19 protein-coding genes and 1 pseudogene are annotated in these 24,494 nt (G+C 40.1%); 3 read left to right on the top strand and 17 right to left on the bottom strand.

What is annotated here, in order from left to right; translation table 11 throughout:
- From IG80_RS0110960 to recD2, 6 genes are all read right to left on the bottom strand, one after another.
- On the bottom strand, window positions 1–250 hold a 250-nt coding region (locus IG80_RS0110960; RefSeq protein ID WP_075553249.1), incomplete at its 3' end, for an XRE family transcriptional regulator.
- Window positions 247–597 carry a type II toxin-antitoxin system RelE/ParE family toxin gene (locus tag IG80_RS0110965; RefSeq protein ID WP_032114080.1) on the bottom strand — a complete coding sequence of 117 codons (351 nt, stop codon included), beginning with the start codon at window positions 595–597 and terminating at the stop codon, window positions 247–249. The genes IG80_RS0110965 and IG80_RS0110960, both read right to left, overlap by 4 nt.
- 262 nt (window positions 598–859) lie before the next feature.
- Window positions 860–1,057, bottom strand: coding sequence for a type II toxin-antitoxin system MqsA family antitoxin (locus IG80_RS14360; RefSeq protein ID WP_084756427.1), 198 nt, complete (start codon window positions 1,055–1,057; stop codon window positions 860–862).
- Between the two features lie 3 nt (window positions 1,058–1,060).
- The gene (locus tag IG80_RS14365) at window positions 1,061–1,261 is read right to left on the bottom strand and encodes a helix-turn-helix domain-containing protein (RefSeq protein ID WP_075553250.1); all 201 of its coding nucleotides are present in this window, start codon (window positions 1,259–1,261) and stop codon (window positions 1,061–1,063) included.
- Complete coding sequence (locus IG80_RS0110975; protein WP_032114081.1) at window positions 1,210–2,418, bottom strand: type II toxin-antitoxin system HipA family toxin; 1,209 nt, start codon at window positions 2,416–2,418, stop codon at window positions 1,210–1,212. The genes IG80_RS14365 and IG80_RS0110975 overlap by 52 nt, the downstream gene beginning before the upstream one ends.
- A 154-nt stretch (window positions 2,419–2,572) precedes the next feature.
- The gene (gene recD2, locus IG80_RS0110980) at window positions 2,573–4,741 is read right to left on the bottom strand and encodes an SF1B family DNA helicase RecD2 (RefSeq protein WP_032114082.1); all 2,169 of its coding nucleotides are present in this window, start codon (window positions 4,739–4,741) and stop codon (window positions 2,573–2,575) included.
- Between the two features lie 286 nt (window positions 4,742–5,027).
- On the opposite strand from recD2, the gene IG80_RS0110985 reads away from it, so the two are divergent.
- Window positions 5,028–5,339, top strand: a complete 312-nt coding sequence (locus IG80_RS0110985; protein WP_052046396.1) for a hypothetical protein — start codon at window positions 5,028–5,030, stop codon at window positions 5,337–5,339.
- A gap of 23 nt (window positions 5,340–5,362) precedes the next feature.
- Here the strand turns inward: IG80_RS0110985 and IG80_RS16355 are convergent, their stop codons facing one another.
- From IG80_RS16355 to IG80_RS13660, 11 genes are all read right to left on the bottom strand, one after another.
- Window positions 5,363–5,695, bottom strand: a complete 333-nt coding sequence (locus IG80_RS16355; protein ID WP_156962199.1) for a hypothetical protein — start codon at window positions 5,693–5,695, stop codon at window positions 5,363–5,365.
- Window positions 5,640–6,215, bottom strand: coding sequence for a trypsin-like serine peptidase (locus IG80_RS0110995; RefSeq protein ID WP_032114084.1), 576 nt, complete (start codon window positions 6,213–6,215; stop codon window positions 5,640–5,642). The genes IG80_RS16355 and IG80_RS0110995 overlap by 56 nt, the downstream gene beginning before the upstream one ends.
- 1 nt (window position 6,216) lies before the next feature.
- Window positions 6,217–7,458: a patatin-like phospholipase family protein gene (locus tag IG80_RS0111000; RefSeq protein ID WP_032114085.1), complete on the bottom strand. Its 1,242-nt coding sequence runs from the start codon at window positions 7,456–7,458 to the stop codon at window positions 6,217–6,219.
- A gap of 271 nt (window positions 7,459–7,729) precedes the next feature.
- Window positions 7,730–11,311, bottom strand: coding sequence for an NB-ARC domain-containing protein (locus tag IG80_RS13650; protein ID WP_338140360.1), 3,582 nt, complete (start codon window positions 11,309–11,311; stop codon window positions 7,730–7,732).
- Window positions 11,257–12,855 (bottom strand): hypothetical protein, encoded by a 1,599-nt coding sequence (locus IG80_RS0111010; protein WP_156962200.1) that lies wholly within the window; start codon window positions 12,853–12,855, stop codon window positions 11,257–11,259. The genes IG80_RS13650 and IG80_RS0111010 overlap by 55 nt, the downstream gene beginning before the upstream one ends.
- A gap of 92 nt (window positions 12,856–12,947) precedes the next feature.
- On the bottom strand, window positions 12,948–13,109 hold the full coding sequence (locus IG80_RS15910) for a hypothetical protein (protein WP_198027381.1): 162 nt from the start codon (window positions 13,107–13,109) through the stop codon (window positions 12,948–12,950).
- 263 nt (window positions 13,110–13,372) lie between these two features.
- Window positions 13,373–16,216 carry an SEL1-like repeat protein gene (locus IG80_RS15345; protein ID WP_052046398.1) on the bottom strand — a complete coding sequence of 948 codons (2,844 nt, stop codon included), beginning with the start codon at window positions 16,214–16,216 and terminating at the stop codon, window positions 13,373–13,375.
- Between the two features lie 275 nt (window positions 16,217–16,491).
- Window positions 16,492–19,383 carry a DUF7779 domain-containing protein gene (locus IG80_RS0111020; RefSeq protein ID WP_032114087.1) on the bottom strand — a complete coding sequence of 964 codons (2,892 nt, stop codon included), beginning with the start codon at window positions 19,381–19,383 and terminating at the stop codon, window positions 16,492–16,494.
- 840 nt (window positions 19,384–20,223) lie between these two features.
- Window positions 20,224–20,439 (bottom strand): hypothetical protein, encoded by a 216-nt coding sequence (locus tag IG80_RS0111025; RefSeq protein ID WP_032114088.1) that lies wholly within the window; start codon window positions 20,437–20,439, stop codon window positions 20,224–20,226.
- A 131-nt stretch (window positions 20,440–20,570) separates the two neighbouring features.
- Window positions 20,571–21,878, bottom strand: coding sequence for a tetratricopeptide repeat protein (locus tag IG80_RS13655; protein ID WP_320408887.1), 1,308 nt, complete (start codon window positions 21,876–21,878; stop codon window positions 20,571–20,573).
- On the bottom strand, window positions 21,856–22,776 hold the full coding sequence (locus IG80_RS13660) for a tetratricopeptide repeat protein (RefSeq protein ID WP_052046400.1): 921 nt from the start codon (window positions 22,774–22,776) through the stop codon (window positions 21,856–21,858). Before IG80_RS13660 ends, IG80_RS13655 begins: the two co-directional genes overlap by 23 nt.
- 922 nt (window positions 22,777–23,698) lie before the next feature.
- Here IG80_RS13660 and IG80_RS16610 point away from each other — a divergent pair.
- On the top strand, window positions 23,699–23,821 hold the full coding sequence (locus IG80_RS16610) for a hypothetical protein (protein ID WP_269517182.1): 123 nt from the start codon (window positions 23,699–23,701) through the stop codon (window positions 23,819–23,821).
- A 21-nt stretch (window positions 23,822–23,842) separates the two neighbouring features.
- Window positions 23,843–24,494 (top strand): annotated as a pseudogene (locus tag IG80_RS0111035) (hypothetical protein); the annotation flags it as partial.

Here is a 24,494-nt window from a genome sequence, read left to right on the forward strand (position 1 = left end):
CAGCACGATCAATCGTATCTAATGTTACGCTGGGATTACTTGGATTGAGTAGCCGATCAACTGCTGAGCGGCTAGTATGCATACGTTTTGCCATTTCTATCTTTGTAACATGTTTTACCTTCATGGCTTGCTCTATTTGCCAGGCGATAATACGCTTATGGGCAATAGCTGTTACTTCCATAAGCTCATTTTCAGATTCAAGTAAGTCGTCAAGGGTTGACCCTAATCTTTCTTTGTTGATATCCATCATTTGTAAAGCTCCTTTTTTCTATCTAAAGCTAAGCTAGGTTCTTTTTGTGGGGTTTTTTGGATTTTCTTAATAAACCCATGCAGTAAAACCATAGTGTTTCTTTCAATACAGAAAATAACTCTTGCAATGGATTTATCTAACAGATTAGATCGAACTTCGTATAGCCCATTGCCTAGTGGCCTACATACCGGCATTCCGATAGGCCAGCCAAACTCAACTGTTTTAATATCAGCACCAACGATCTTTCTATTACCTGATACTAAATCTTTTAGCCATTCTCTAACAGGCTCTCTACCAGAGGAAGCTTTAAAAAATGTAGCAATTAATTTTTTATCTTCTATACTCATATTATGATATGTACCATAAATGGTACATATCAAGCAAGAAATGAATTTATTTATAATTTAAAGGCATCGTGGCCAACAGGCTATTATAAAAAGAGTTTGTGAAATAAGGGTAGGGCGGAGCTTTGTGTATTTAGAGTATATCTATACTTAACGTTTGGTGACGCGCAAAAAAGTAGAAGAATAGGGTCTGCTTTGTACTTTTCTTTACATCTGTAAAAGAAAGTTTAAGAGGTTAAACTAATGTTGCTGCGTTAATTAAATCTTAGACATGCAGAGCTTTACCAACTACATCTGGAGCATAGTCTATCACCTTTAAAAGAACTCTAGCTGCTCCTTGAGGACGACGCCTTCCTTGTTCCCACTGTTGCAGAATACGTAAACTAGAACCAAACATCTTTGAAAATTCTGATTGGCTCAGATCAAATTTTTTACGAATTGAAGTAACATCTATATATTCTATTGTTTAATCCAATCCCAATACCCTCAGGATTTTTATAGCATTCTCCAGTGTAATTGTAGTTTTTCCTTGTTCAAAATTATTCAGTGTCGGTTTGCTGACTCCCGCTAAAATGGCCAGTTGTTCCTGGGTTAATTTTTGAGATTTGCGACGTTTTATTGCTTCATTGATAAAGTCTGGCCAATTAAGGCGAATGTTCCGTTCCATCGTGCATCCATTAGTTTTATCAGTTGATCTTTAATATTATTATGCCCTATTGAGGATGAGAGAATCGCATCTTTAGCATCACTTTTGTTGCGACTCAGTTGTTTGAATAGCATGGATACTGCTGCCCTTGGTAAGGCAAATTCGTCGGCCATGGTAATCAGATTCTTAGGTTTGAGATTCCCGATCTGCATGTTGCTTGCTCCACCTATGGCTAAAGCAATTGTTTTGTATTGATACAATACAGCTGAGACTTGGTCGTAAGACGGTGTTAGCCGCAACCCAGCAGGTGTATGAAACATAGCAAAATTTTTAAAATGCATGTCCGTATTTCCTAGTAACAGCCCTGCTAGAATACGGGCATAAAGACGGTAATTTTCAATCGGTAAACAGTCCTTGACCGTACGAATGAAATCGCTCATCTCTTTATGGCTACCATCGTATTTAGAACTGGATTTCCGGTTTAAAAGCTGGTTGAACTCTTCGAAATGTATGCGTCCTTCTAACGTACGGTCGAAGCGTTTTGTAATAAGCGCAGGTTCTGTAATACCTTCTATAGCTTCAATCGATAAATCCACAACATCGTCATCAGGTAATAGCGCTTTAAATGCAATGCTGGTTAGATATTCATTAATAGTAAGATCGGCATGTCCTGATGATGGGAATTTGGCAATATGTGTGCTGAGTTCACCAACAGTTGCAGGATAATATTTACCTTCCCGGGCTACTACCGCTAGCTTTGGTTGAATTCCTGATAGTGATGCACGGCTAGTTAAAACAGCCATTTCCTTAGAGTCACTCATATCCAATAGCTGTTTTGTTAACCTAGCAGGTTCTGGGTCGGCAATTGATACCGCTCCTGCGCAATCATATCCAAAAGCTAACAGCAATTCGAACCGTGATACATGTCGCTTATTCAATAATCGAGATTGGGCATGTTCTAACCAACCTTCAGCGACAAGATTATCGAAAAATGGGTGTAAGCCTGCTTGGCTAATATGTATCATAGATTCTATGGGCATCGTGTATGAGATGACAGGATTTCCTGTATTTAGATAAGTAGGATCATATTCAAATGAGGTGCGATCTCCTGGTTCTTCACGCAGAATTCCAGCGAAGATGTCTTTGTAATAAACTTTGCCCCACAGAAGGTTTGCCAATGGTAAATTTCCTTTTACTAAACAAGTGAGATGGTCACTCATAGTAAAATATAACTTACTAATATTGAGATGTCAATCATATAAGTAAATTATATTTTACTATTTATGGTTGGGTCCTGGTTTCTGGGTAGGAAGCATTAGAAAAACGATCCTTTTATAAGGCAGTTTTTAATCGGCTTTCAAGCATAGACCAACGCTTTTGAATTTTGTTATTGTTGGTTGCAATCGCTAAGGCCTTCTTCTGTCCCACTAAAATCACCATCTTTTTGCCGCGCGTAATTCCTGTATAAACAAGATTCTTTTTCAACATAGGGTAATGCTGAGTAAGCAATGGAATAATAACCACAGGATATTCAGAACCTTGAGATTTATGAATTGTCATGGCGTAAGCAAGAATAATTTCATCAAGCTCGTGAAAATCATAGGTGAGGATTTTTCCTTCAAAATCAATTGTTACCTCATTTTCTTCCAAGTCGATTTTCTGGATAATTCCAATATCGCCGTTATAGACTTCTTTTTGATAGTTGTTTTCAATTTGCATCACTTTATCGCCGACACTGTACCAAGATCCAAACTTTTGAAGGCTGTTTTCAGTAGGCGGGTTTAATGCTTTTTGAAGTTCTATATTGAGTGTGCGTGTGCCAATAAATCCTCTTGTCATGGGGCAAAGAACTTGAATGTCAGTAAGAGGGGAGTAGCCTAATTTATTGGGTAATCGTTTTTGGACAAGATCAACAATGGTTTTCATTGCTTGTTCTGGCTCTTCCACTTCAATAAAAAAGAAGTCTGAATCTGCGCCATAGCCTTTTAAAAGAGGCATAATTCCTTTATTAATACTTTGCGCGACAGAAATAATTTTACTGGAGGCAGCTTGGCGGAATGTCTCAGTGAGATGGATAAAGGGAATAGAACTTGAAGCAATGAAATCAGCTAAAACTTGACCTGGTCCCACTGATGGCAGTTGATCTTGATCGCCAACCAAAATAAGAGCAGCGTGAGAGGGGACTGCTTTAAGAAGAGCATGCATAATCGGGATATCAACCATAGATACTTCGTCGACAATAACGACATCACATGAAAGGGGATTGCTGTCATTATGAGTAAATGATCCTGTTTCAGGATTAATATTGAGCAATCGATGAATTGTCTTTGCTTCAAATCCAGTAGCCTCAAACATTCTTTTGGCGGCTCTTCCAGTTGGTGCGCATAACGCCAGAGTCATCTGGCTAGCCTCAAGAATCTGTAAAATAGAACGAAGGAGAGTGGTTTTACCAACGCCAGGGCCGCCTGTTATAATTGTTACTTTACTTGATAGAGCTTTCGTCAATGCCTGTTTCTGAGAGGTAGATAAGGATATACCATTTTTCTCTTCAACAATTTGAAGAGCAAGATGGAGGTCAATAGGTGTCCAGGGTACAGGAATCGATTGAAGTTTTTGCAAGTTTTCAGCAATTCCTTTTTCTGCGTAATAAAGTCCTTGTAGGAAAACGCAAAGTACTTCTCCAATGAAATCTTGGATGATTGTACCTGCCTGAAGTTCCAGGTCTAAAGCTTGTTGAAGAATGCCTTCATTAATTTCAAGAAGAGTCTGAGCAGCTGTCAATAATAGAGATACAGGTAGGCCACAATGACCTTCATCCATTGCTTTTGCCAGCGTATGATTTAATCCTGCTCTTGCTCGAATAATAGACTCTTTATCAATGCCAAGCTGCATCGCAATTTTATCAGCACTGACAAAGCCGATGCCTCGAATGTCCTGAGCGAGTTTATAAGGATTGTCCGAGATAATTTGGATGGCATTGTTACCATAAGTTTTGTAAATACGAACGGCTCTGGTTGTACTGACCCCATACGAATGAAGAAACAGCATAATGGCTCGGATAGCTTTTTGATCTGCCCATCCAGTGATAATCTTCTGCCGTCTATAAGGTCCTATTCCAGGGATATCTTGTAAAGCATTTGGCCTAGCTTCAATGATCTCAAACACTTCTTGTCCAAAAGCCTGGACAAGCTTTTTAGCATACACGGGCCCTATTCCTTTAATCAGGCCAGAAGCAAGATATTTTTCAATACCATCTAACGTGGTAGGGGGAGTAAGATGTATTTTATTGGATTTGAACTGTTGGCCGTATTGCCTATCCTGGATCCAAATCCCTTCTGCTTCAACCCATTCTCCTGCACTGACTGAGGGGAGGGATCCGACGATGGTGACAAGATCTTTGTGACTTTTAACCTTAGCTTTTAGAACGCAAAAACCCGTTTCCTCATTATGGAAAGTAATACGTTCAATTAAACCAGAAATTGTCTCGTGATGTGGCGTCATGGGCAAAAAGGATTCATCTTATTTTATGGGTATCATGTAGGAAAGAAGCCAAAAAATATACTCGTATTTTTCTTTATATTTAAAACGCGAGATACACAACAGGAAGGGTATGACAACGTATAATGAAAAAATCTATGAGGTTCAGGAAATCTGTAAAATGATGGAGATTTCGAAATCAACATTATATAAATATATTAATTAAAGACGCCGAACAGTAAAATTACTTTTCTAAAATTTTTTGAAACTTAGCTAACTAAATTGGCCAAAATCGAATGTAAGGGACGATATGACAAAACAAGCAAAATTCTATGGGCTTGATATGATCCCAGTATACCTCGAAATCAGTGCTGGGCAATTGCAAGAGTCTCTTACACAATTACAAAATCTTGAAGCGTGCCAAAATAAACCTTATATTCTCGATGATGACATCGTGAACCGAGTTATTAAACTCCACACAGAGCAAAATGAATTGCTGTGGGTTGCTTTGAAACAGTGCAAGCTGTGGCGTGATCAAAAACCTACACCGGAGCAATTAGGCGATATTGAAAGGATTGAACGTTTTACCCAAAGATATAGTCGCCGGTTTATATTTTCTTGAAGCAGCTGCGGGACAAGACAATTTTAATGCCATCCATGAGCTCTATCGCTTTTATTCTGCTGATGGTGAATACCCAAACCCGGAAAAAGCAAAAAAGCTTTTCGACCGGGCACAAGCTCTTGGAAAATCAATACCAGATCTCCTAGATGAAAAAACAGATTGGGGGCACAAAGCAGCCCCGACCAACCTACTTTATTACCAATAGCCTGATTCAATATAATCAGTCCCAAATCGTAATCATCTTTTCTGCGGGACCTAGGATCCAGCCATTGATTATGACAAAGCAAAATAGATCCTTTGCTATAAGCCAAAGGGAAAGTGGCTTCTTTTTCTGCCTGGGCTAAACCAAACTTCACTGGCCCATTGCTTTTTAGTTGAATTATAAAGGTTATGACCTGCTGTTAACACATGATTTGGACCACCGAGGATGCCAGAACCAACACTAATAATGCTTTTGCCTTTACTGATACGGTCTTCAAATCGCATGAGGAGATGGCCATGGACACTATGGGGCCACTGGGAGGGATTCTGCACTTTATAGCGCGTATCAAATGCTGAAGAGTAATGGGGGTCTTCCTCTTCTGTTGATCTTGTTGCTAAATTTTCCTCTTTTTCATAACTAATTTTAGGCTGTTCATTAGATTGGGAATCTTTTTGAGAAAAAGAATACTCTCTTGTGTGAGATGGTTTATGGCAGGGAGTATACTTAAGTTTTGGAGTGCCTGTTACAGAAAGCTCTAGTTTCTCAATATACTCAGGACCTTGTCCTTGTCGTAAATCATGCACTTCAGGATTATCCATGGCTTGCAGAGAAGATATCCCTGCAAGCCATGGACAGAAGAGACTACTTAACCAGATAAGGCGAGGGCATACCATATTACCTCCGAGTCCGATTAAACTTCACATAATCTTTGGCAAAATCCTTAATTATATCTTTTTGAGAATGGTGGTCAGCATATCTCTCTAAAACATCAATTGTGTCTCGACTTACGTCAGCTAGATTAATCGCCCGTCCCAATAAAGGGTTGACTCGGTAATAAGTTCTACCCAATAAACTATCCATCATCTCATGAGTTCCTTGACTATTGCTTGTCATCAGAACGTCAATGAGAGTACCTGCACTTGTATAGCCTATGTTATTACCTAAAAGAGTTTGCAAAGACGTGTCTCCAGTCCCTAAAGAGAGAATGTGCAAATTGGAAGGAGAAAAGGTGCCGCCGTGTAGCTCCTTGGCCATATTAATCATCACGTGGAGCGCAGGATTATTACACCACATTCCCCCATCCACATAAGCATCTTGCTCAGTTAGGTTAAAAGAGGGGAAGTATGTGGGGGCCGCAGAGGTGCATAGACCTATTTTCCATAGTTCATTATCTTGATCTTCTTTAGAAAAGCTTTTGAATAGCTTGGGCTGTCCTTTGGTTGTACAGGCTGTCACAACAACATTTGTACTAGTATCTCCTAATGTTGTCTCTACCCCCAATTGTTCTTGGAGAAGTCCTTTAAGGGGTTCGGGTGAAAATCTGCATCCAATCAAGCCTCCTAAGTTCATTAATCTTGCTTTCCACTGGCCTTTTGTGGGAAATATACGTTCTCCATGTTCAAGGAAGATTTCAACTAGTTTATCAGGGGCAAGATCAGCTCCCACACCTAAGGACAAGATCCCCCCGATTGACGTTCCTCCCACACAATCAAACACTTTAGAAAGGGGAATATTGTAACCTGATTCCACTAATAAATCTCTAAGAAATACCAGATAACGAGCTGTCGTATAGCCTCGCATCCCTCCACCATCCATAGCTAAGCCAAAAACCTCATCTAATCCTGTACCAGCAAAAGACTGTTTTGTTGTATGATCAAGGACTAGGTTTTCATCTCGTAAAAATTGGTCTCTTTGTTCTTCTGCGGGAGTAAAAAGGGTGTCATCTTCTTCTAAAATGTCAGGAACACGAGAATCAATGTAAGGTACTTCTACTCGGCTGATTTGCCCTTCTATCTGCAAGTCACCTTTCTCCATCGCTTCAGTAGATAGAGGAAATAGAACCATAGGAATGATAAAAGTGCGGCACGTGCTAGCAATTTTTTTAAGTAGGTTGGTCGGTTGATGATAAAACACCATGAGGCACCTCCTTTAATATTTATATTTTATTTTAGCTCCAGCTCCTCTTTTTTATATCATGATTAAAAATTGAATTTATCCTTTAAAAACAATTATTTATTAACCTGTAACTGGATGAATTGTTTAAAAGTAAGGATAATCTGGAGAGATTAAAGAAGAAGTAGAAACAAGAACAATAGAATTAGAATTTCTAGCTTCTCTGTTTGCCAATTTAAAGATGCTTAGATGCGAAGAATAAGCTTATTGGCATTGATGGTACACACTTGAATACTTAAGGAAGCATCAGGTTATATTTTTCTTTAATAGGAGTATGATACATATCTCGAGCATATTTTTCCCCTGCAGCAAGACGATACCATTCAATAGCTTTTCCAAGATCTTGCTCAACATTGAGACCATATTCATACATTCGGCCAATGGAATAAATAGCATATCCAGGACAACCTTTTTCCGACGCTTTGTACCACTTGGCGGCTTCTTCAAGGTGTTTAGTTACGCCACGGCCATTCTCATACATCCATCCTAAAGTATACTGGGCATCTTCACTTTGTTTAGCCGCCTCATGTAGCCAAGCAATTGCTTGCGCATCACTCGCTACAATGCCTTCCCCATCTCTGTACAAAAGAGCTAAATAATACTGGCCGTGTACATTTCCTTGTTCTGCTGCTTTTTGTATCCATTTTAATGCTTCTTGAATGTCTTGTTCAGTGCCCCAGCCTTCTTTATACATAGTGCCAAGGAGAGCCTGTCCATCGGCATCTCCTTGATGCGCCGCTTTCTCAAAATACTTAAAGGATTCTTTATAATCTTTGTCTACGCCCTGACCATTTATATACATGCTGCCAAGCCTAAATTGAGCATTAGTGTTATCTTTCTCAGCAGCTTTTCTATACCACTCCGCAGCTTTTTGATCCGCTTCTGGTCCTTGGGGTAATCCGGCCCGCCCTTGCTTATACATCACCCCAAGCCTAAATTGAGCTTGAGAGTCATCTTTGTCAGCAGCTTTCTTATACCACTTCGCAGCTTCTTTATCAGATTCTGGTCCTTGGGGTAATCCGGCCCGCCCTTGTGTATACATCCCCCCAAGCCTAAATTGAGCATTAGTGTTATCTTTCTCAGCAGCTTTTCTATACCACTCCGCAGCTTCTTTATCCGCTTCTGGTCCTTGGGGTAATCCGGTCCGCCCTTGCTCATACATCAGCCCAAGGTTAAATTGAGCTTGAGAGTCATCTTTGTCAGCAGCTTTCTTATACCACTTCGCAGCTTCTTTATCAGATTCTGGTCCTTGGGGTAATCCGGCCCGCCCTTGCTTATACATCAGCCCAAGGTTAACTTGAGCTTGAGAGTCACCTTTCTCAGCAGCTTTCTTATACCATTCTACAGCTTTTTGATCCGCTTCTGGTCCTTGGGGTAATCCGGCCCGCCCTTGCTTATACATCACCCCAAGGTTAACTTGAGCTTGAGAGTCACCTTTCTCAGCAGCTTTTCTATACCACTCCGCAGCTTTTTGATCCGCTTCTGGTCCTTGGGGTAATCCGGCCCGCCCTTGCTTATACATCACCCCAAGCCTAAATTGAGCATTAGTGTTATCTTTCTCAGCAGCTTTCTTAAACCATTCCGCAGCTTTTTGATCCGCTTCTGGTCCTTGGGGTAATCCGGCCCGCCCTTGTGTATACATCAGCCCAAGCCTAAATTGAGCTTGAGAGTCATCTTTGTCAGCAGCTTTCTTAAACCACTCCGCAGCTTTTTGATCCGCTTCTGGTCCTTGGGGTAAACCAGCCCGCCCTTCCAGGTACATCAGTCCTAGGTTAACTTGAGCTTGAGAGTCATCTTTGTCAGCAGCTTTCTTAAACCACTCCGCAGCTTTTTGATCCGCTTCTGGTCCTTGGGGTAAACCAGCCCGCCCTTCCAGGTACATCACCCCAAGGCTAAGTTGAGCCTCAGAGAGTCCATCCTCAGCAGCTTTCTTACACCATTTCATAGCTTGTTGATCAGCTTCTAGTCCCTTAGGTAAACCAGCTCGCCCTTGCTTATACATCACCCCAAGCCTAAATTGAGCATCAGAGTGACTTTGCTCAGCAGCTTTCTTATACCATTCTACAGCTTTTTGATCCGCTTCTGGTCCTTGGGGTAATCCGGCCCGCCCTTGCAAATACATCACCCCAAGGTTAAATTGAGCACCAGGGTGACTTTGCTCAGCAGCTTTACGGTACCATTCAAATGCCTTTTTTAAGTTTGTAGGCGCTCCAATTCCAATTTCAAACATAGCCCCTAAATTATATTGCACTACACGTGAATTCTGGTTAACGTTATTTAATAGCCAGCTAAGTTCTGTTGAAGCTTCTTCAGTTGTTAGATCTGCAAAAATAATTTCTCCTTTTTGTTCTAATAGATTAATTAAGCGCTCCATAAGCTTAGCTCTTTTATCTTTTATTTTATCTAAAGGCGACATATCGAGTAACGATACAGGAGTATCAAAAAGGTTACTCACCTGAAAAAATAGCATTTTTGCTAAATACGCCATATGATTACCTTCTTGAAAGTGTATTCCCAGGCTTTTTGAATGCTTAATTAAATATATTATTTGAAAGAGATAATAAAAGGCTTCTTCCTGTAACTCAGGACTATCAATTGTTTCGTTAAATACGGATATTGTTTTATCAGCAAACAAATCAATGAGCTTCTTAATCTCTCCTTGAGCTGTTTTTTCGGGCACCTTAGAGCTTTCTAACTCAACTCGTGCAACTCTCTGCACGAGCCGGTGGACAGAGATGTAATCCTCAGAACGTTTAATCATAGAATATAATACTAACTCATCTATACACTCTTCTATTTTTGGCTCGTCACCTACTCTTGGGTTTGTAAATAGATCAATAGGAATATTATTTGAATTTAGATAGGCAAATAAATACATTAATTGATTTGCTAGAGGGGAGAGGGCCTTCATGGTAATCTGCCAGGTAGTTGCTACTGTATAAGGATAATTGCCTTTTTTATCTTTGTAATTTAAAATAATAGCTTTCTTTCCTTTGAAATCTTCTATATATTTTGAAAGTCCACATTTCTTTATTCCTATGTAACTGGCTGCTTGAGCAAGGGCGAGGGGTAAGCATTCAACTTTATGAGCAAGCTTTTTCGCAAGCTTAAGATTATTTTCATCATCAGTAAGCTTCGTTCGCATAAAAAGGTAGTGGATAGCTTCTTCAATACGAAATACATTGAGTGGTATTATGTTATCGGCATCCCATCCTTCTTCATTGTAACGTGAAGTGATGAGAATATGGCTATTATTGGGGAGAGAATCTGTTAGCTTTTCTGGTGATGCAACATTATCATAAATAAGCAGGCATTTTTGTTTCTTTGCTAAAGCATCGCGTAGACTATTTACAAGACTAATATCATCGCTATCATCTATCGGCTCCTTCAATAATTTTAATAAGTTCCTATAGCCTTGAATAAGGGAACTTTTTTCTTTTGCATCAAGCCAATGGATTACTTTATAAAGTCCATAATTCCGTGCCAAATGAGCGTAGGCGAGAGCAAGTTGGGATTTACCAATGCCTCCTAAGCCAGTAATCACAACTTTCGAGTAATTTTCTTCGAATGGGTCGGTAGTAATTTTTGGATGTAATATATTTCCTAGTTGGATTAAGTAGCTTTCTTTAGGACCTAGGGATACTTTTTCTTTAGAGGGTGGTATGCTTACTACGAAGTTTTTATTATCCCAATCAGGAAGATAACCAATTGATGGAGATTTAAATGATTGCCTCCATTCTTTAAAGAAGGGAGTAAGATCTTCTACTTGAAAAAGAGCGTTCGGATTAGGTTTTTCTGGAGGATGAAGGTCTGGTATTGGTTTTCCAAGAGCTTGTGCCCGGTCGAAAAGCTTTTTTGCTTTTTCCGGGTTTGGGTATTCACCTTTAACGGAATAAAGTCGATAAAGCTCATAAATAGCATTGGTATTTTTTGGTTTGCCGACTCTTCAAGAAAATATAAACCAGCAACTTCATCCATGGGGATACCTAATCCTTGGAGATAGAATGTACCAATCTGATATAAAATTTCGGGAGAGCGTTCAGGTTGTTCTGTACTCATGTAAAGATTGAAGGCTTCCAAGTAATTTTGCTGTGTCCCTTTTCCTTCACGATAACAATCAGCCAATCTTAAAAGCACTTCATTTGAAGGGTTATCACCCGCTTGTATCATCGCGTTATAAAAACAAGCAAAGGCTTCTTCAGCCTTGCTTTGAAGAGATAGCTCATTCCCTTCATTCCACCATTCATCTGCTGATTTTAAGTGTTCTCTTCCAGCAATTGGCAATAATGTTGGTTTTGGAATACTATAGGGACGAGCATCTTGTAAGTGATAGGTTTTTATCCAGTCAACAATACGGTTAAACTTTTCTTTTGTGAGTCGTACCCCGCTATTGGTACCACTTACGTTGCCATCCGTGTGAACCCCGATGGTAAAAAGACTTTTCTGCTGGAGAAAAGTTGGACTAGGCCATAGCCGCCAAATAGCGCCGCCACTTTGCCCAAAAGAAGTATCAATCTTATAAGAAATCTTTTCATCAGAAATAAACCAATTATCTTCACTACGCTTTTGCATCTCCCACATCTGAGTGGAATAGTAATCTTTACTGCCTTTTTCACCAGGATAACCTGTTACGGTAATCTCCCATTTCTTGAAAAAAATATTGGGGGCATAGAGTAAGCCAGACCACCCCGTTTTATTACCAATTGCCTTATCTAGAATTACCATTCCAAAATCATAATCATTTTTTTTCCGAAGATCGTTGGTTGTCCATTCTTTAGGGCAAAGCAAAATAGATCCTTTGCTATAGCCAAAGGGAAAATGATCACCTTTTCTACCCGGGCTAAACCAAACTTCACTGGCCCATTTATTTTCTTTATCTTTTTTATGATCAAAAAGGTTATGGGCTGCTGTGAACACATGATTAGGTCCTCCTAAAATGCCAGATCCGACCGTTATTTCTTGAGTTCCAAATCGCATCATAAGATGGCCATGCACGCAATAAGGCCACTGCGAGGGATCCGGCACTTGGTCCCGATGGTCTTGGGTTGAAGAACCGCTTTGTTTTGTTGCCTCTGGCTCCTTGTCTGTAATTTTTGCCACCATCCCTTCTTTAATGACATAAGGAATTTTGGGAAGTGGTGCTTGCGGTTCAAGATTTTTTTGGAAAGAATCTGGTTTATAACAAAAGGTATATTTGAGTTTTGAAGTCCCAGCTACAAAAGGTTCTGGTTTTTCAACATATTCAGGACCTTGTCCCTGTCGTAAATCATGTATTTCAGTATTATCCATAGCTTGCAAGGATAATGCCCCTAGCCATAGGTAAAAGATACTGTGTAGCAAGATAAATCGAAGATAGGTCATTATGGTTACCTCCGAGTCCTATTAGGCCTTACAAACTCTTCAGTAGGCAGCTAGATTATTTGCCTCTAAGAGTAAATGTAAGGTACTTCTATTTAGTTGATTTTTCCTTCTAATAGCTGTTTCTGAGTCATCGACAGATCACCTTTGTCCATGGCTCCAGCAGATAGAGGGAATAGAACCATAGGAATGATAAAGATGCGGCACGAGCTTGCAACCTTTTTAAGTAGGTTGGTCGGTTGATGATGAAACATCATAGTGCACCATTTATATTTTTTTAGCTCCTATTTGTTTTATATCATGATTAAATATTAAATTTGTTATTTAAAATCAAATAATTATTAACGTGGATCTAGATTGTTTGTTTAAAAATAAGGGTAATCTGGAGAGACTAAAGAAGAAGTAGAAACAAGAACAATAGAATTAGAATTTCTAGCTTCTCTGTTTGCCGATTTAAAGATGCTTAGATGCCAAAGACAAGCTTATTGGCTATTGGCATTGATGGTACACACCTGAATACTTAAGGAAGCATCAGGTTATATTTTTCTTTAATAGGGGTATGGAACGTATCTTGCGCATACTTTTCTCCTGCAGCAAGACGATACCATTCAATGGCTTTTCCATGATCTTGCTCAACATTGAGGCCATATTCATACATTCGACCAATGGAATAAATAGCATATCCAGGATAGCCTCCTTCCGAGGCTTTGTACCACTTGGCGGCTTCTTCAGGATCTTTAGTTACGCCACGGCCATTCTCATACATCCATCCTAAAGTATACTGAGCATCCTCTTGATTTTGTTCAGCAGCCTCATATAGCCAAGCGAGTGCTTGCGTATCACTCGCTGTGATGCCTTCTCCGTCTCTGTACAAAAGAGCTAAATAATACTGGCCAAGTGCATCTCCTTGTTCTGCTGCTTTTTGGATCCATTTCAATGCTTTTTTGATGTCTTGTTGAGTGCCCCAGCCTTCTTTGTACATAGTTCCAAGGAGAGTCTGCCCCAAGGGATCTCCTTGGTGCGCCGCTTTTTCAAAATACTTAAAGGCTTTTTTGTAATCTTTGTCTACGTCCTGACCATTTATATACATGCTGCCAAGGAACAATTGAGCCTCTACAAGCCCTTGGTCAGCAGCCTTCGTGAACCATTGAAAGGCTTTGCAGTCATCTTTGTCGATACCACAACCATCACTATACATAACCCCAAGGTTAAATTGAGCAATAGAGATCCCATTTTCAGCAGCCTTCGTGAACCATTCCGCAGCTTTTTTATCAGCTTCTGGTCCTTGAGGCAATCCGGCCCTCCCTTCTGCATACATCATTCCCAAGTTAAATTGAGCCTTAGGGAATCCTTGTTCAGCCGCCTCCTTATACGATTCTACAGCTTTTTTATCAGCTTCTGGCCCTTGAGGCAATCCGGCCCTCCCTTGCTCATACATTAATCCAAGAGCTTTTTGAGCCTTAGGGAATCCTTGATTAGCCGCCTCCTTATACCATTCCACAGCTTTTTTATCAGCTTCTGGTCCTTGAGGCAATCCGGCCCGCCCTTGCTCATACAATTTTCCAAGCTTATATTGAGCCTCAAGGGATCCTTCCTTAGCAGCATTCTTATACGATTCTACAGCTTTTTGATCAGCTTCTAAATCTTCAGGTAATCCGGCCCGACCTTGCTCGCACATCAATTCAAGTTTAAATTGAGCCTCAGGTAACCCTTGTTCAGCAGCTTTAGTGAACCATTTCACAGCTTTTTGATCAGCTTCTGGTCCTTGAGGTAATCCAGCACGTCCTTGCTCATACATCCATCCAAGCATAGTTTGAGCATAAGGAACCCCTTGCCCAGCAGCCTCTTTATACCATTTTACAGCTTTTTGATCCGCTTCTAGTCCTTGAGGTAACTCTGCCCGTCCTTGCTCATACATGCACCCAAGAGAGTATTGAGCCTCAGGGTAGCCTTTCTCAGCAGCCTTCTTGCACCATTTCACAGCTTTTTGATCCGCTTCTAGTCCTTGAGGTAACCCGGCCCGACCTTTCGCATACATCCATCCAAGCTTATATTGAGCCTCAGGTGATCCTTCCTTAGTAGCCTTCTTATACCATTCTACAGCTTTTTGATCAGCTTCTAGTCCTTGAGGTAACCCGGCCCGACCTTCCATATACATTCCAGCAAGGCACAGTTGAGCCTCAACATATCTTCGGTTAGCAGCCTTAGTAAACCACTCTATAGCTAGTTGATCAGCTTTTGGTCCCTTAGGTAATCCAGCCCGACCTTGAATATATATCACCCCAAGGTTAAATTGAGCATTAGTGTTGCCTTTTTTTGCAGCTTTCTTATACCATTCTATAGCTTTTTGATCAGCTTCTGGTCCCTTAGGTAATCCAGCCCGTCCTTGTTCATACATCATTCCCAAGTTAACTTGAGCTTGAGGATCACCTTGCTCAGCCGCTTCCGCCCATAACTTCACAGCTTTTTTATTATCTTGTGCACTTTGAAATAATATTTTAACTCGTCCTTGCTCGTTCATCTCTTCAGACTTAAATAGAGCATCAAAGAATTCAAGAAACCCCTCTTTAGCGGTAGCTTGTTGATCAGCTTCTGACCCCTTAGGTAATCTAGCCCGTCCTTGAGCGTACAGTCTTTTAAGCTTAATTAGAGCCTTAAAGAATCCTCCATCAATAGCTTTTTTATAACATTTCACAGCTTTTTGATCCGCTTCTGGTCCTTGGGGTAATCCAGCACGTCCTTGCTCATACATCTTCCCCAAGAAAAATTGAGCTTGAGAAGCCTCTTCCTCAGCTTCCTCATCAACTTTAGTGAAACATTCCACAGCTTTTTGATCCGCTTCTGGTCCTTGAGGTAACCCGGCCCGACCTTTCACATACATGCGTCCCAGATAGACTTGAGCTTGAGTGCACCCTTCCTCAGCAGCTTTCTTATAGCACTCCACAGCTTTTTGATCAGCTTCTGGTCCTTGGGGTAATCTAGCCCGTCCTTGCTCATACATAGCCCCAAGGTTAACTTGAGCTGGAAGGTCATTTTGCTTAGCAGCCTTCGTGAACCATTTTACAGCTTTTCTATCTGATTGTTCTTGAGGTAATCCGGCCCGACCTTTCACATACATGAGTCCCAGATAGACTTGAGCATCAATATAGCCTTTCTTAGCAGCTTTCTTATACCACTTTATAGCTTTTTGATCTGATTGTTCTTGAGGTAATTCAGTCAATCCTAGCTCATAGATCTCTCCAAGTTTATTTTGAGAGAAAGGGTATTCTTGGTTAGCAGCTTTCTCATGCCATTCAAAAGCCTTTTTAAAGTCCCTAGGTGTTCCAAGCCCAATTAGAAATATATCTCCTATATTGCTTTGCACAATAGGAGAGCTCTGGCTAACGTTATTTAATAGCCAACGCAGTGCTGTAAATTCTTCTTCATCTGTTAAACTCTCAAAAATTATTTCTCCTTTTTCTTTTAATAGATTATTTATTTTCTCATCTTTTATTTTTTCTAAAGAGGAGAGCTTGTGATCTCCTAAATACAGGCTTCTCGCCTGGAAAAATAGAATTTGTGCTAACCAAGGCAGAGGTATAAAATTGTCCTTTTGAGAGTAGTTTATTTCTAGGCGTTTTGAATATTTAATTAAAGATACTATTTGAAAGAAATAGTTAATGGCTTTTCCTGTACTCCAGGAGCATCGAATTTTTCTTCAAATATGGATATTGTTTTATCAGCGAATAAATCAATGAGCTTCTCAATCTCTCCTTTGGCTGTTTTTTCGGGGATCTTAGAGTTTTCTAACTCAACTCGTGCGACTCTCTGCACGAGCCGGTGAACAGAGATGTAGTCCTCAAAGCGTTTAATCATAGAGTATATTACTAATTCATCTATACACTCTTCTATTTCTGGCTCGTCACCTACTCTTGGATTTGTAAATAGATCAATAGGAATATTATTTGGATTTAGATAGGCAAATAAATACATTAATTGATTTGCTAGAGGGGAGAGGGCATTCATGGTAATTTGCCAGGTCGTTGCCACTGTATAAGGATAATTGCCTTTTTTATCTTTGTAATTTAAAACAATAGCTTTCTTTACTTTGAAATCTTCTATATATTTTGAAAGTCCACATTTTTTTAATTCTATGTAGCTAGCTGCTTGAGCAAGGGCGAGGGGTAAGCATTCAACTTTATGAGCGAGTGTTTCCGCAAGCTTATGATTATTCTCATCATCAGCAAGCTTGGTTCTCATAAAAAGATAGTGGATAGCTTCTTCGATACGGAATACATTGAGTGGTATGCTATCAGCATCCCATCCTTCTTCACCACGACGTGAAGTGATAATAATATGGCTATTATCGGGCAAAAGACCTTTAAGTTTTCTTTTCGATGACGCATTATCATAAATAAGCAGGCACTTTTGTTTCTTTGCTAAAGCATTTTGCAAACCTTTTACAATTTTAACATCATTACTTTCCTCTATTGGCTTCTTCAATAGCTTTTTTAATTGTTTTATCAAAATTTTATAATTTTGGATAAGAGGCTTTTTTTCATCTGCATCCGAGGATAATTTTATTAATAATTTTTTATCTTTATAGTCTTTCTTAATTTCTCTTAACAAATTTCTATAGCCTTTAATAAGGGAACTTTTTTCACTTGCATCAATCCAATGGATTACTTCATAAAGTTTATACTCCCGTGCCAGATGAGCGTAGGCGAGAGCAAGCTCGGATTTACCAATGCCTCCTAAGCCAGTAATCACAACTTTCATGTACTTTTTTTGTTGGTGTTGTAATATATCTCCTAGATGAATTAAGTAGCTATCTTTAGGACTTAGGGGTACTCTTTCTTTAGAGGGTTGTATGCTTACTATGAAATTTTGACTGTACCACTCAGGGAGATAACCAATTGACGGGGATTCAAAGGATTGTCCCCACTTTTTGAAGAAGGGAGTAAGATCCTCTACTTGAAAAAGAGCATTCGGATTAGGTTTTGGGGGCGGAAGGTCTGGTATTGGTTTTCCAAGAACTTTTGCGCGGTCGAAAAGCTTTTTTGCTTCTTCCAGGTTTTGGTATTCACCGTCAGCAGAATAAACACGATAAAGCTCATGAATGGCCTTAGAATTGTCTTGTCCCGCAGCTGCTTCAAGAAAATATAAAGCAGCAACTATATCCTTGGGAACGCCTAAGCCTTGAAGATAATACTTTCCAATCAAAAACATAATTTTAGGAGAGCTTTGCGGATTGTCTAACTGCATATAAAGAGTAAATGCTTCCAAATAATTTTGTTCGGTACCTTTTCCTTGACTATAGCGCTCCGCTAATTTTAGCAACATGTGATCTGGTACTTTATCTCCAGCTTCTTTGACTGCAGTATAAAAACACGTAAAGGCTTCTTTGTCCTTTTGGTCTTGGTCATAAATGTTTCCTTTAGCCCACCATTCATCGGCTGACTTTAGGTATTCTGTCCTCGCCACAGCTGGCTGTGGAAGCTCATAAGGAGGGGCCTCTTCTTTTAAGTGGTAGTCTCTTATCCACTTAATAATCACATTGAAATTCTCTGATGTAAGGCGGACTCCTTTATTTCTCCCGCTTATGTTTCCTTCTGTGTGAATCCCGATAGTCAAGATATTATTAAGCTTTGGATTGATAGGGGTTGGCCATTGGCGCCAGATGGCACCGCCGCTTTGTCCAAAAGATGTTGGGATCTCATATTCAATCGTTTCAGGGCCAAACCATTGGCTTGTGGCTCGGCTTGTTTTTTCCCACATTTGGGTGGAGTAATAGTCTTTACTGCCTTTTTCTCCTGGATAGCCTGTTACCGTGAGATCTCCTAGATGAAAAAACAGATTGGAGGCACAAAGCAGTCCCGACCAACCTACTTTATTACCAATAGCCTGATTCAATATAATCATTCCTAAATCGTAATCATCTTTTCTGCGTGACCTAGGATCTAGCCATTGATTATGACAAAGCAAAATAGATCCTTTGCTATAGCCAAAGGGAAAGTGGCTTCCTTTTCTGCCTGGGCTAAACCAAACTTCACTGGCCCATTTCGACTTTTTCCTGAGATCGAAAAGATTATGACCTGCAGTTAAAACATGGTTGGGACCCACTAGGATGCCAGAGCCAACAACTAAACATTCATCTCCAAATCGCATCATAAGATGCCCATGCACACAGTGGGGCCATTGAGAGGGGGCTTGAACCTCGCGCCTGGTATCCAATACTGAAGAAAAACTTTGTGTGAAGGACTCCGGCTCTTCTTGTGTCACTTTGGCCGCCAAGCCATCTGGAATGGTATAAGGAATCTTAGGTAGTGATTCTTCGCGATTGGAATCTTTTGGAATGATACTTGGTTGGTAACAAAAAGTGTACCTAAGCTTTGAGGTGCCTGTTACGAGAGGTTCTAGTTTCTCAATATACTCAGGGCCTTGCCCTTGTCGTAAATCATGGATTTCAGGATTATCCATTGCTTGCAGGGAAGATATTCCTACTAGCCATGGATAAAAGCCTAATATGATAAATCGAAGATAGGTCATCATGGTTACCTCCGAGCTTATTGAATATTAATAAGTTTTTGAGCAAAAAGATCGGCTATTTGCTATTAAAAATCATGTTCAGCATGAATTTTTACTAGGAAAGGTTTTTTTCCACCCGTTACTGTTAAACCGATTATCCGATCAATTAAAAAATTGGCCTCTAATAATGTTGCCCAAGATACTTTGCATGATTACCTTAGTTATTGCTGGTTATCAGTACATTAATAATGATCTCTGCATTTAAAAAATCTCTGGTTTCAACCAGTAGCATTTTTTAAAAAGATTTCTGCAGTTCTCAAAGAAACCACATTATTAAGAGAGAATTGGTTCCGCAGGTTTTTCATAATGCCAGCTGTCACTAAAACTGAAGGATTATTCATCCATACTTTTCGACGGACCACTCATATAATAATGAAATATCTCGGGCCTTATAATATACATATGTTTAATAAATAAACTTTTAATACGAAAAATATTTTTGAAGATTTACAAATTTTGTAAAAAACCAATCCGTGAAAAGCTTAAACAAGTCTTGCAGCAATCCGATATAATAGTAATGCATTTAGAAAGGGATTTAAGGCAGCTTGCCTATTTTTTCCTTTCCTTATTTGATAACTACTATTAATTTTTATAATGCATTAAAGTTAAATATTCTTTTAGAATTAGAATGTGAAATTATTTTTTTCCACGTTTTATATACATATTCATATTGTTTTTAGTTCTATTAACTATAAATCCCAAAGTACATATAAATAAAAAAGCAAAAAATCAAATATGTTAATACACCCCAATGGGAAAATATCATACAAAACATTTATCCAATTTCCCACTTAGATGCATAAATCAAAGCGTATTGCACAAACGGTCGTTTTCGATAGGCAATTCTTCCCGCTGGCATCCTGTATGCATGAGCTTCAATAAAGAGTTGAAGAGACGATGAAATGTGAGTTTTGTGTCAGGGCCTTTTGACCCTTTTGTTAAATGAGGGAAGACAGATTCATTGAATTCATCCTCCTCCAACATGATCGGAATGCTTTGATATTTATTACCTTTGACCATACCTACCCAATTTGAATTAATGTAAATTTAACAAAACAAACCTTACATATTAAATAATTGTAAACAAAGAACTAATGACAAATTGAGGCAATATTTAAAGCTAGCAATGAGTTGTACCGGAAATCTACTCTTCATCCATTCCATATTGTTGTAATAAAGAGATGGTTACGATAAGCTTCAGATTTTTTAATTATATCAAGAACCATCGAATTAATTTCTTTACAAAGTTCCCTCTGATCTTGCAGGGTATTACGGTGCTCCTTTAGTTTTTTTATGATTTTTTGTAAAGCTAGGCTTTTTTCTGATTCCCCATTAGCTGCATGGTATGGCTCTAAAAATGCATTCAGAAAATGATGTTGGCTTTCTTTTACATATTTTAGGCCTAATAAAATGCCCTCCATTTTTTTATCAATATCACGTTGAGGTGTTGTAGACGTCAAAATCTCCTGTAAAATGGTGATTGAACTTTCATAAGCCCCATATAATTCTTCTAATTTGTCATGAAGTTTTTCTGATTTGAGAAGATCAATCCTATCATCTGAAACTAAGCAAAGATAGGGGGGCAAATCCTCTCTCAACTTAAGATATAAGTCAGCAATGCTTTTTTTGTTGGCAACCTTTTCCAGGGAAGCAGCTGGTGATCTTGGATTCATCTTAAGACAGGTGACCAAAAAGCCAGGCTCATTAATTTGTATCAATAACTTAATATAAGCATCGCTCAGATTGCCAATTTGGTGACTCAGAGATCTAAGAGAGGGATTCTCTCCAAAGCCATGGCCAAAACCACCGCCAGCAAGTCCTTCTAGAAAGATGTGATGATCCTTTAAGCTTTCTAACATATCTATTAATTCTTTTATATCTGTCTGTCTTCCTTCTGGTGCTTCGGTGTGCCTAAAATTAGTTAAGTCACAAGTAAAAAAGGACTGAAGCGCTTGTTTTGCTTGTGTGTATTTTGGGTCTGATTTTAGCGCCGAGGTATACCACTTCACAGCCTCTTTATAATTCTGAGTCACTCCTCTTCCACCTCCATACATCTGCCCAAGCTTAAATTGAGCTTCAGCGTGATTTTGCTTAGCAGCCTTAGTGTACCAGGTCACAGCGTGTTGGTCAGCTTCTGGTCCTTGGGGCAATCCGGCCCGACCAATCTGATACATCAACCCAAGATTACCTTGAGCAGCAGCGTTACCTTGCTCAGCAGCCTTAGTAACCAGGGCCACAGCGTGTTGGTCAGCTTCTGGTCCTTTGGGTAATCCTGCTCGCCCATCACGATACATCAACCCAAGATTAAATTGGGCATCAGCGTTACCTTGCTCAGCAGCTTTAGTGCACCAGGTCACAGCTTGTTGGTCAGCTTCTGGTCCTTTGGGTAATCCTGCTCGCCCATCACGATACATCAACCCAAGAATAAATTGAGCTTCACGCGTTACCTTGTTCAGCAGCCTTAGTGAACAGGGTCACAGCGTGTTGGTCAGCTTCTGGTCCTTTGGGTAATCCTGCTCGCCCTTCACGATACATCCCCCCAAGAATAAATTGAGCAACAAAGTGACCTTGCTCAGCAGCCTTAGTGAACAGGGTCACAGTGTGTTGGTCAGCTTCTGGTCCTTTGGATAATCCTGCTCGCCCTTCACGATACATCCACCCAAGATAAAATTGAGCACCAGCGTTACCTTGCTCAGCAGCCTTAGTGTACCAGGTCACAGCGTGTTGGTCAGCTTCTGGTCCTTTGGGTAATCCTGCTCGCCCTTCACGATACATCCGCCCAAGAATAAATTGGGCATCAGCGTTACCTTGCTCAGCAGCCTTAGTGTACCAGGTCACAGCGTGTTGGTCAGCTTCTGGTCCTTTGGGTAATCCTGCTCGCCCTTCACGATACATAAACCCAAGATTAACTTGAGCAACAGCGTTACCTTGCTCAGCAGCCTTAGTAAACAGAGTCACAGTGTGTTGGTCAGCTTCTGGTCCTTTGGGTAATCCTGCTCGCCCTTCACGATATATAAACCCAAGAATACACTGAGCAGGAGCATCTTCGGTCGTAGCTCTTTTACGGATCTCGGTGAGTAAGTTAGATGTCCATTGATGAGGCTTTCCATTAGTTATGATAGCAAGTATTTGGGCACTGGATAAAGCTTCAAGATTTTCTGATTTCTCAGTGTTTTCAATCTCCATTGGATGGCACGGTGTAGAAAAAGCAGCTCCAGCGCGAACCTTTTCCTCCTCGCCGTTAGGGTTTATTCTCATTTTTTTATGGGGAGGAGGGAGGTCATCCTCCTTTTCCATAGCATTCGAATTTAAGACAAGGAGGGAAGACATTAAAAGAAGGCTAGAAAAAGATTTCATTGTTAGGCTCGCTTAACTTATTATTTTCTTATTTTTATCAGCCTTGAATAGGGCATATTTTTCACGAAAATAATATACTTATTACTTTAATAAAAGAGTAAAATTCTTTCCTCGTTCTCTGTGGAATTAGCTTTTTGGAAAAGCGTGATACCTCGGTCCCAAAATTAAAGCTCACTAGCTAGATAGGGAAAATTTGATCTTCCGGGAATGCATGAGAGAAACCTTAAGCCCCATGTGAGTAGAGAGATTAGGCTCCCTTGTTCTCTCTACTCACATGGATGGATTTACTCATTTAACCGCCTCCAAAATAGGGGGGCTAACTTTTTACTGGTTGCTAGTTTGGGGGAAGGAGAAAATTGTTGAAAATGCTCAGGCCATACCAGATTATCAAGATCGTTCTGATGCGTGCTCGTTTTTCCTTCCAGTCCCAATTTATTTCGTACGGTAGCAAGGTCGCTTTTTATAAGCAGACCGTATATCTGGAAGAAGAAATGGCTCTAAATAAATATTCATGCACCACAACCCCTTGCCTGCAGGCAATTGGGCCTGCTTTAAGGTTCGCTTGAGCTTTTTTGCACAACCACCAGATGCTATCAATTACTAATTTCGCATGAAGTCAACAGGAATTTATTGGTTAGAATTATCTACTTTATCTTTTTCCATTTATGGGAAATTTTTTATACAAGAATAATAATGGTTTTTTGTTTACTTTTTAGTAAACTCCCTTGCAAGCAAAAAGGAGTATATTGCGTTGGGCACGACATATCCAATATCTGTGCTAGCACTTTATTTTATTCCTTTTTTTCTAGCTTACTACCAAAGCAACATTCCAAAATTTCTTAATCAGATGCTTCCTAATAAAGGAAGACGCCTTATACCTTACACCTTCCTTCTAATACTAAAAAACTTATAGGAAATAATAATGAAGGCTATTCTCCTGGCAGCTGCTGCCCTTAACAAGACAGCCTTAGAAGAACAAGAGCTATGCTTTGCAAAAGGCTATCAAGAAATTAACAATGACTGTTCATCCAAAACTACTTATTAACTACTTTATAGGATACAACTCATGAAACAACGGCACAATAGTCTTCTTACTCTTGCTTTAAGTTTACTTCTTGGTACCAGGGTATGTTGCGTCGCCTCACAGGCAATGGAAAATCCATCAAGTATTGATTTAGCAAATATTACCAGCACATCTTTAAGCCTTAAAGGAAGGAAGATTGGAGCTGATGAGGCGCAGGTCCTAGCCAAGAATACTACCCTCACTTCCTTGAATTTGGACAATAATGATATTGGTGAAGAAGGCGCTCATGCCCTGCTTCAAGGTTTAAGGAAGCATAGCAACCTTATTGAGCTCAAGGGAGTCGCTTTCAATGAAGGGGCGGCGGCGGAAGTTGCAGCTCTTCTTGCCAAGAACCGCACCCTGGCTGAAACACGTAAAGTCCAAGCGCAGTTGCTAGATTTATTCTCTGAAGGCTTGGGTGCTGATCACCCTCTTAGCCATCTCGCCTTAAGCCTTGCTGCTATTCAAGGGTTGGAAGGGTCTTCTTCCCCACTTATTGCCGTGCGCCATCTGAGCCAAGCCCTTATACAAGGCGAATCACGGGCTTTACCCCATCTCCGGACACTAGCAGAACAAGGCCATGCAGATGCGCAATACGCCCTTGCTCAAGCATATGAGCACGGCCATGGCACGCTGCCTCAACCTCTTGAAGCTC

The sequence above is a fragment of the Candidatus Paracaedibacter symbiosus genome (assembly GCF_000757605.1).
GTDB classification, from domain to species: domain Bacteria; phylum Pseudomonadota; class Alphaproteobacteria; order Paracaedibacterales; family Paracaedibacteraceae; genus Paracaedibacter_A; species Paracaedibacter_A symbiosus.

What these genes read in the sequence shown, in the direction of transcription:
- IG80_RS0111020 (WP_032114087.1), bottom strand. Translation starts at nt 19,383, where the DNA reads ATGATGACCTATCTTCGATTTATCATATTAGGCTTTTATCCATGGCTA.
- IG80_RS0110995 (WP_032114084.1), bottom strand. Translation starts at nt 6,215, where the DNA reads ATGGTATGCCCTCGCCTTATCTGGTTAAGTAGTCTCTTCTGTCCATGG.
- IG80_RS13660 (WP_052046400.1), bottom strand. Translation starts at nt 22,776, where the DNA reads ATGAAATCTTTTTCTAGCCTTCTTTTAATGTCTTCCCTCCTTGTCTTA.
- IG80_RS0110985 (WP_052046396.1), top strand. Translation starts at nt 5,028, where the DNA reads ATGACAAAACAAGCAAAATTCTATGGGCTTGATATGATCCCAGTATAC.
- IG80_RS0110965 (WP_032114080.1), bottom strand. Translation starts at nt 597, where the DNA reads ATGAGTATAGAAGATAAAAAATTAATTGCTACATTTTTTAAAGCTTCC.
- IG80_RS0111010 (WP_156962200.1), bottom strand. Translation starts at nt 12,855, where the DNA reads ATGACCTATCTTCGATTTATCTTGCTACACAGTATCTTTTACCTATGG.
- IG80_RS0111000 (WP_032114085.1), bottom strand. Translation starts at nt 7,458, where the DNA reads ATGGTGTTTTATCATCAACCGACCAACCTACTTAAAAAAATTGCTAGC.
- IG80_RS16610 (WP_269517182.1), top strand. Translation starts at nt 23,699, where the DNA reads ATGAAGGCTATTCTCCTGGCAGCTGCTGCCCTTAACAAGACAGCCTTA.
- IG80_RS0111025 (WP_032114088.1), bottom strand. Translation starts at nt 20,439, where the DNA reads ATGGTCAAAGGTAATAAATATCAAAGCATTCCGATCATGTTGGAGGAG.
- IG80_RS14365 (WP_075553250.1), bottom strand. Translation starts at nt 1,261, where the DNA reads ATGGAACGGAACATTCGCCTTAATTGGCCAGACTTTATCAATGAAGCA.
- IG80_RS15910 (WP_198027381.1), bottom strand. Translation starts at nt 13,109, where the DNA reads ATGATGTTTCATCATCAACCGACCAACCTACTTAAAAAGGTTGCAAGC.
- recD2 (WP_032114082.1), bottom strand. Translation starts at nt 4,741, where the DNA reads ATGACGCCACATCACGAGACAATTTCTGGTTTAATTGAACGTATTACT.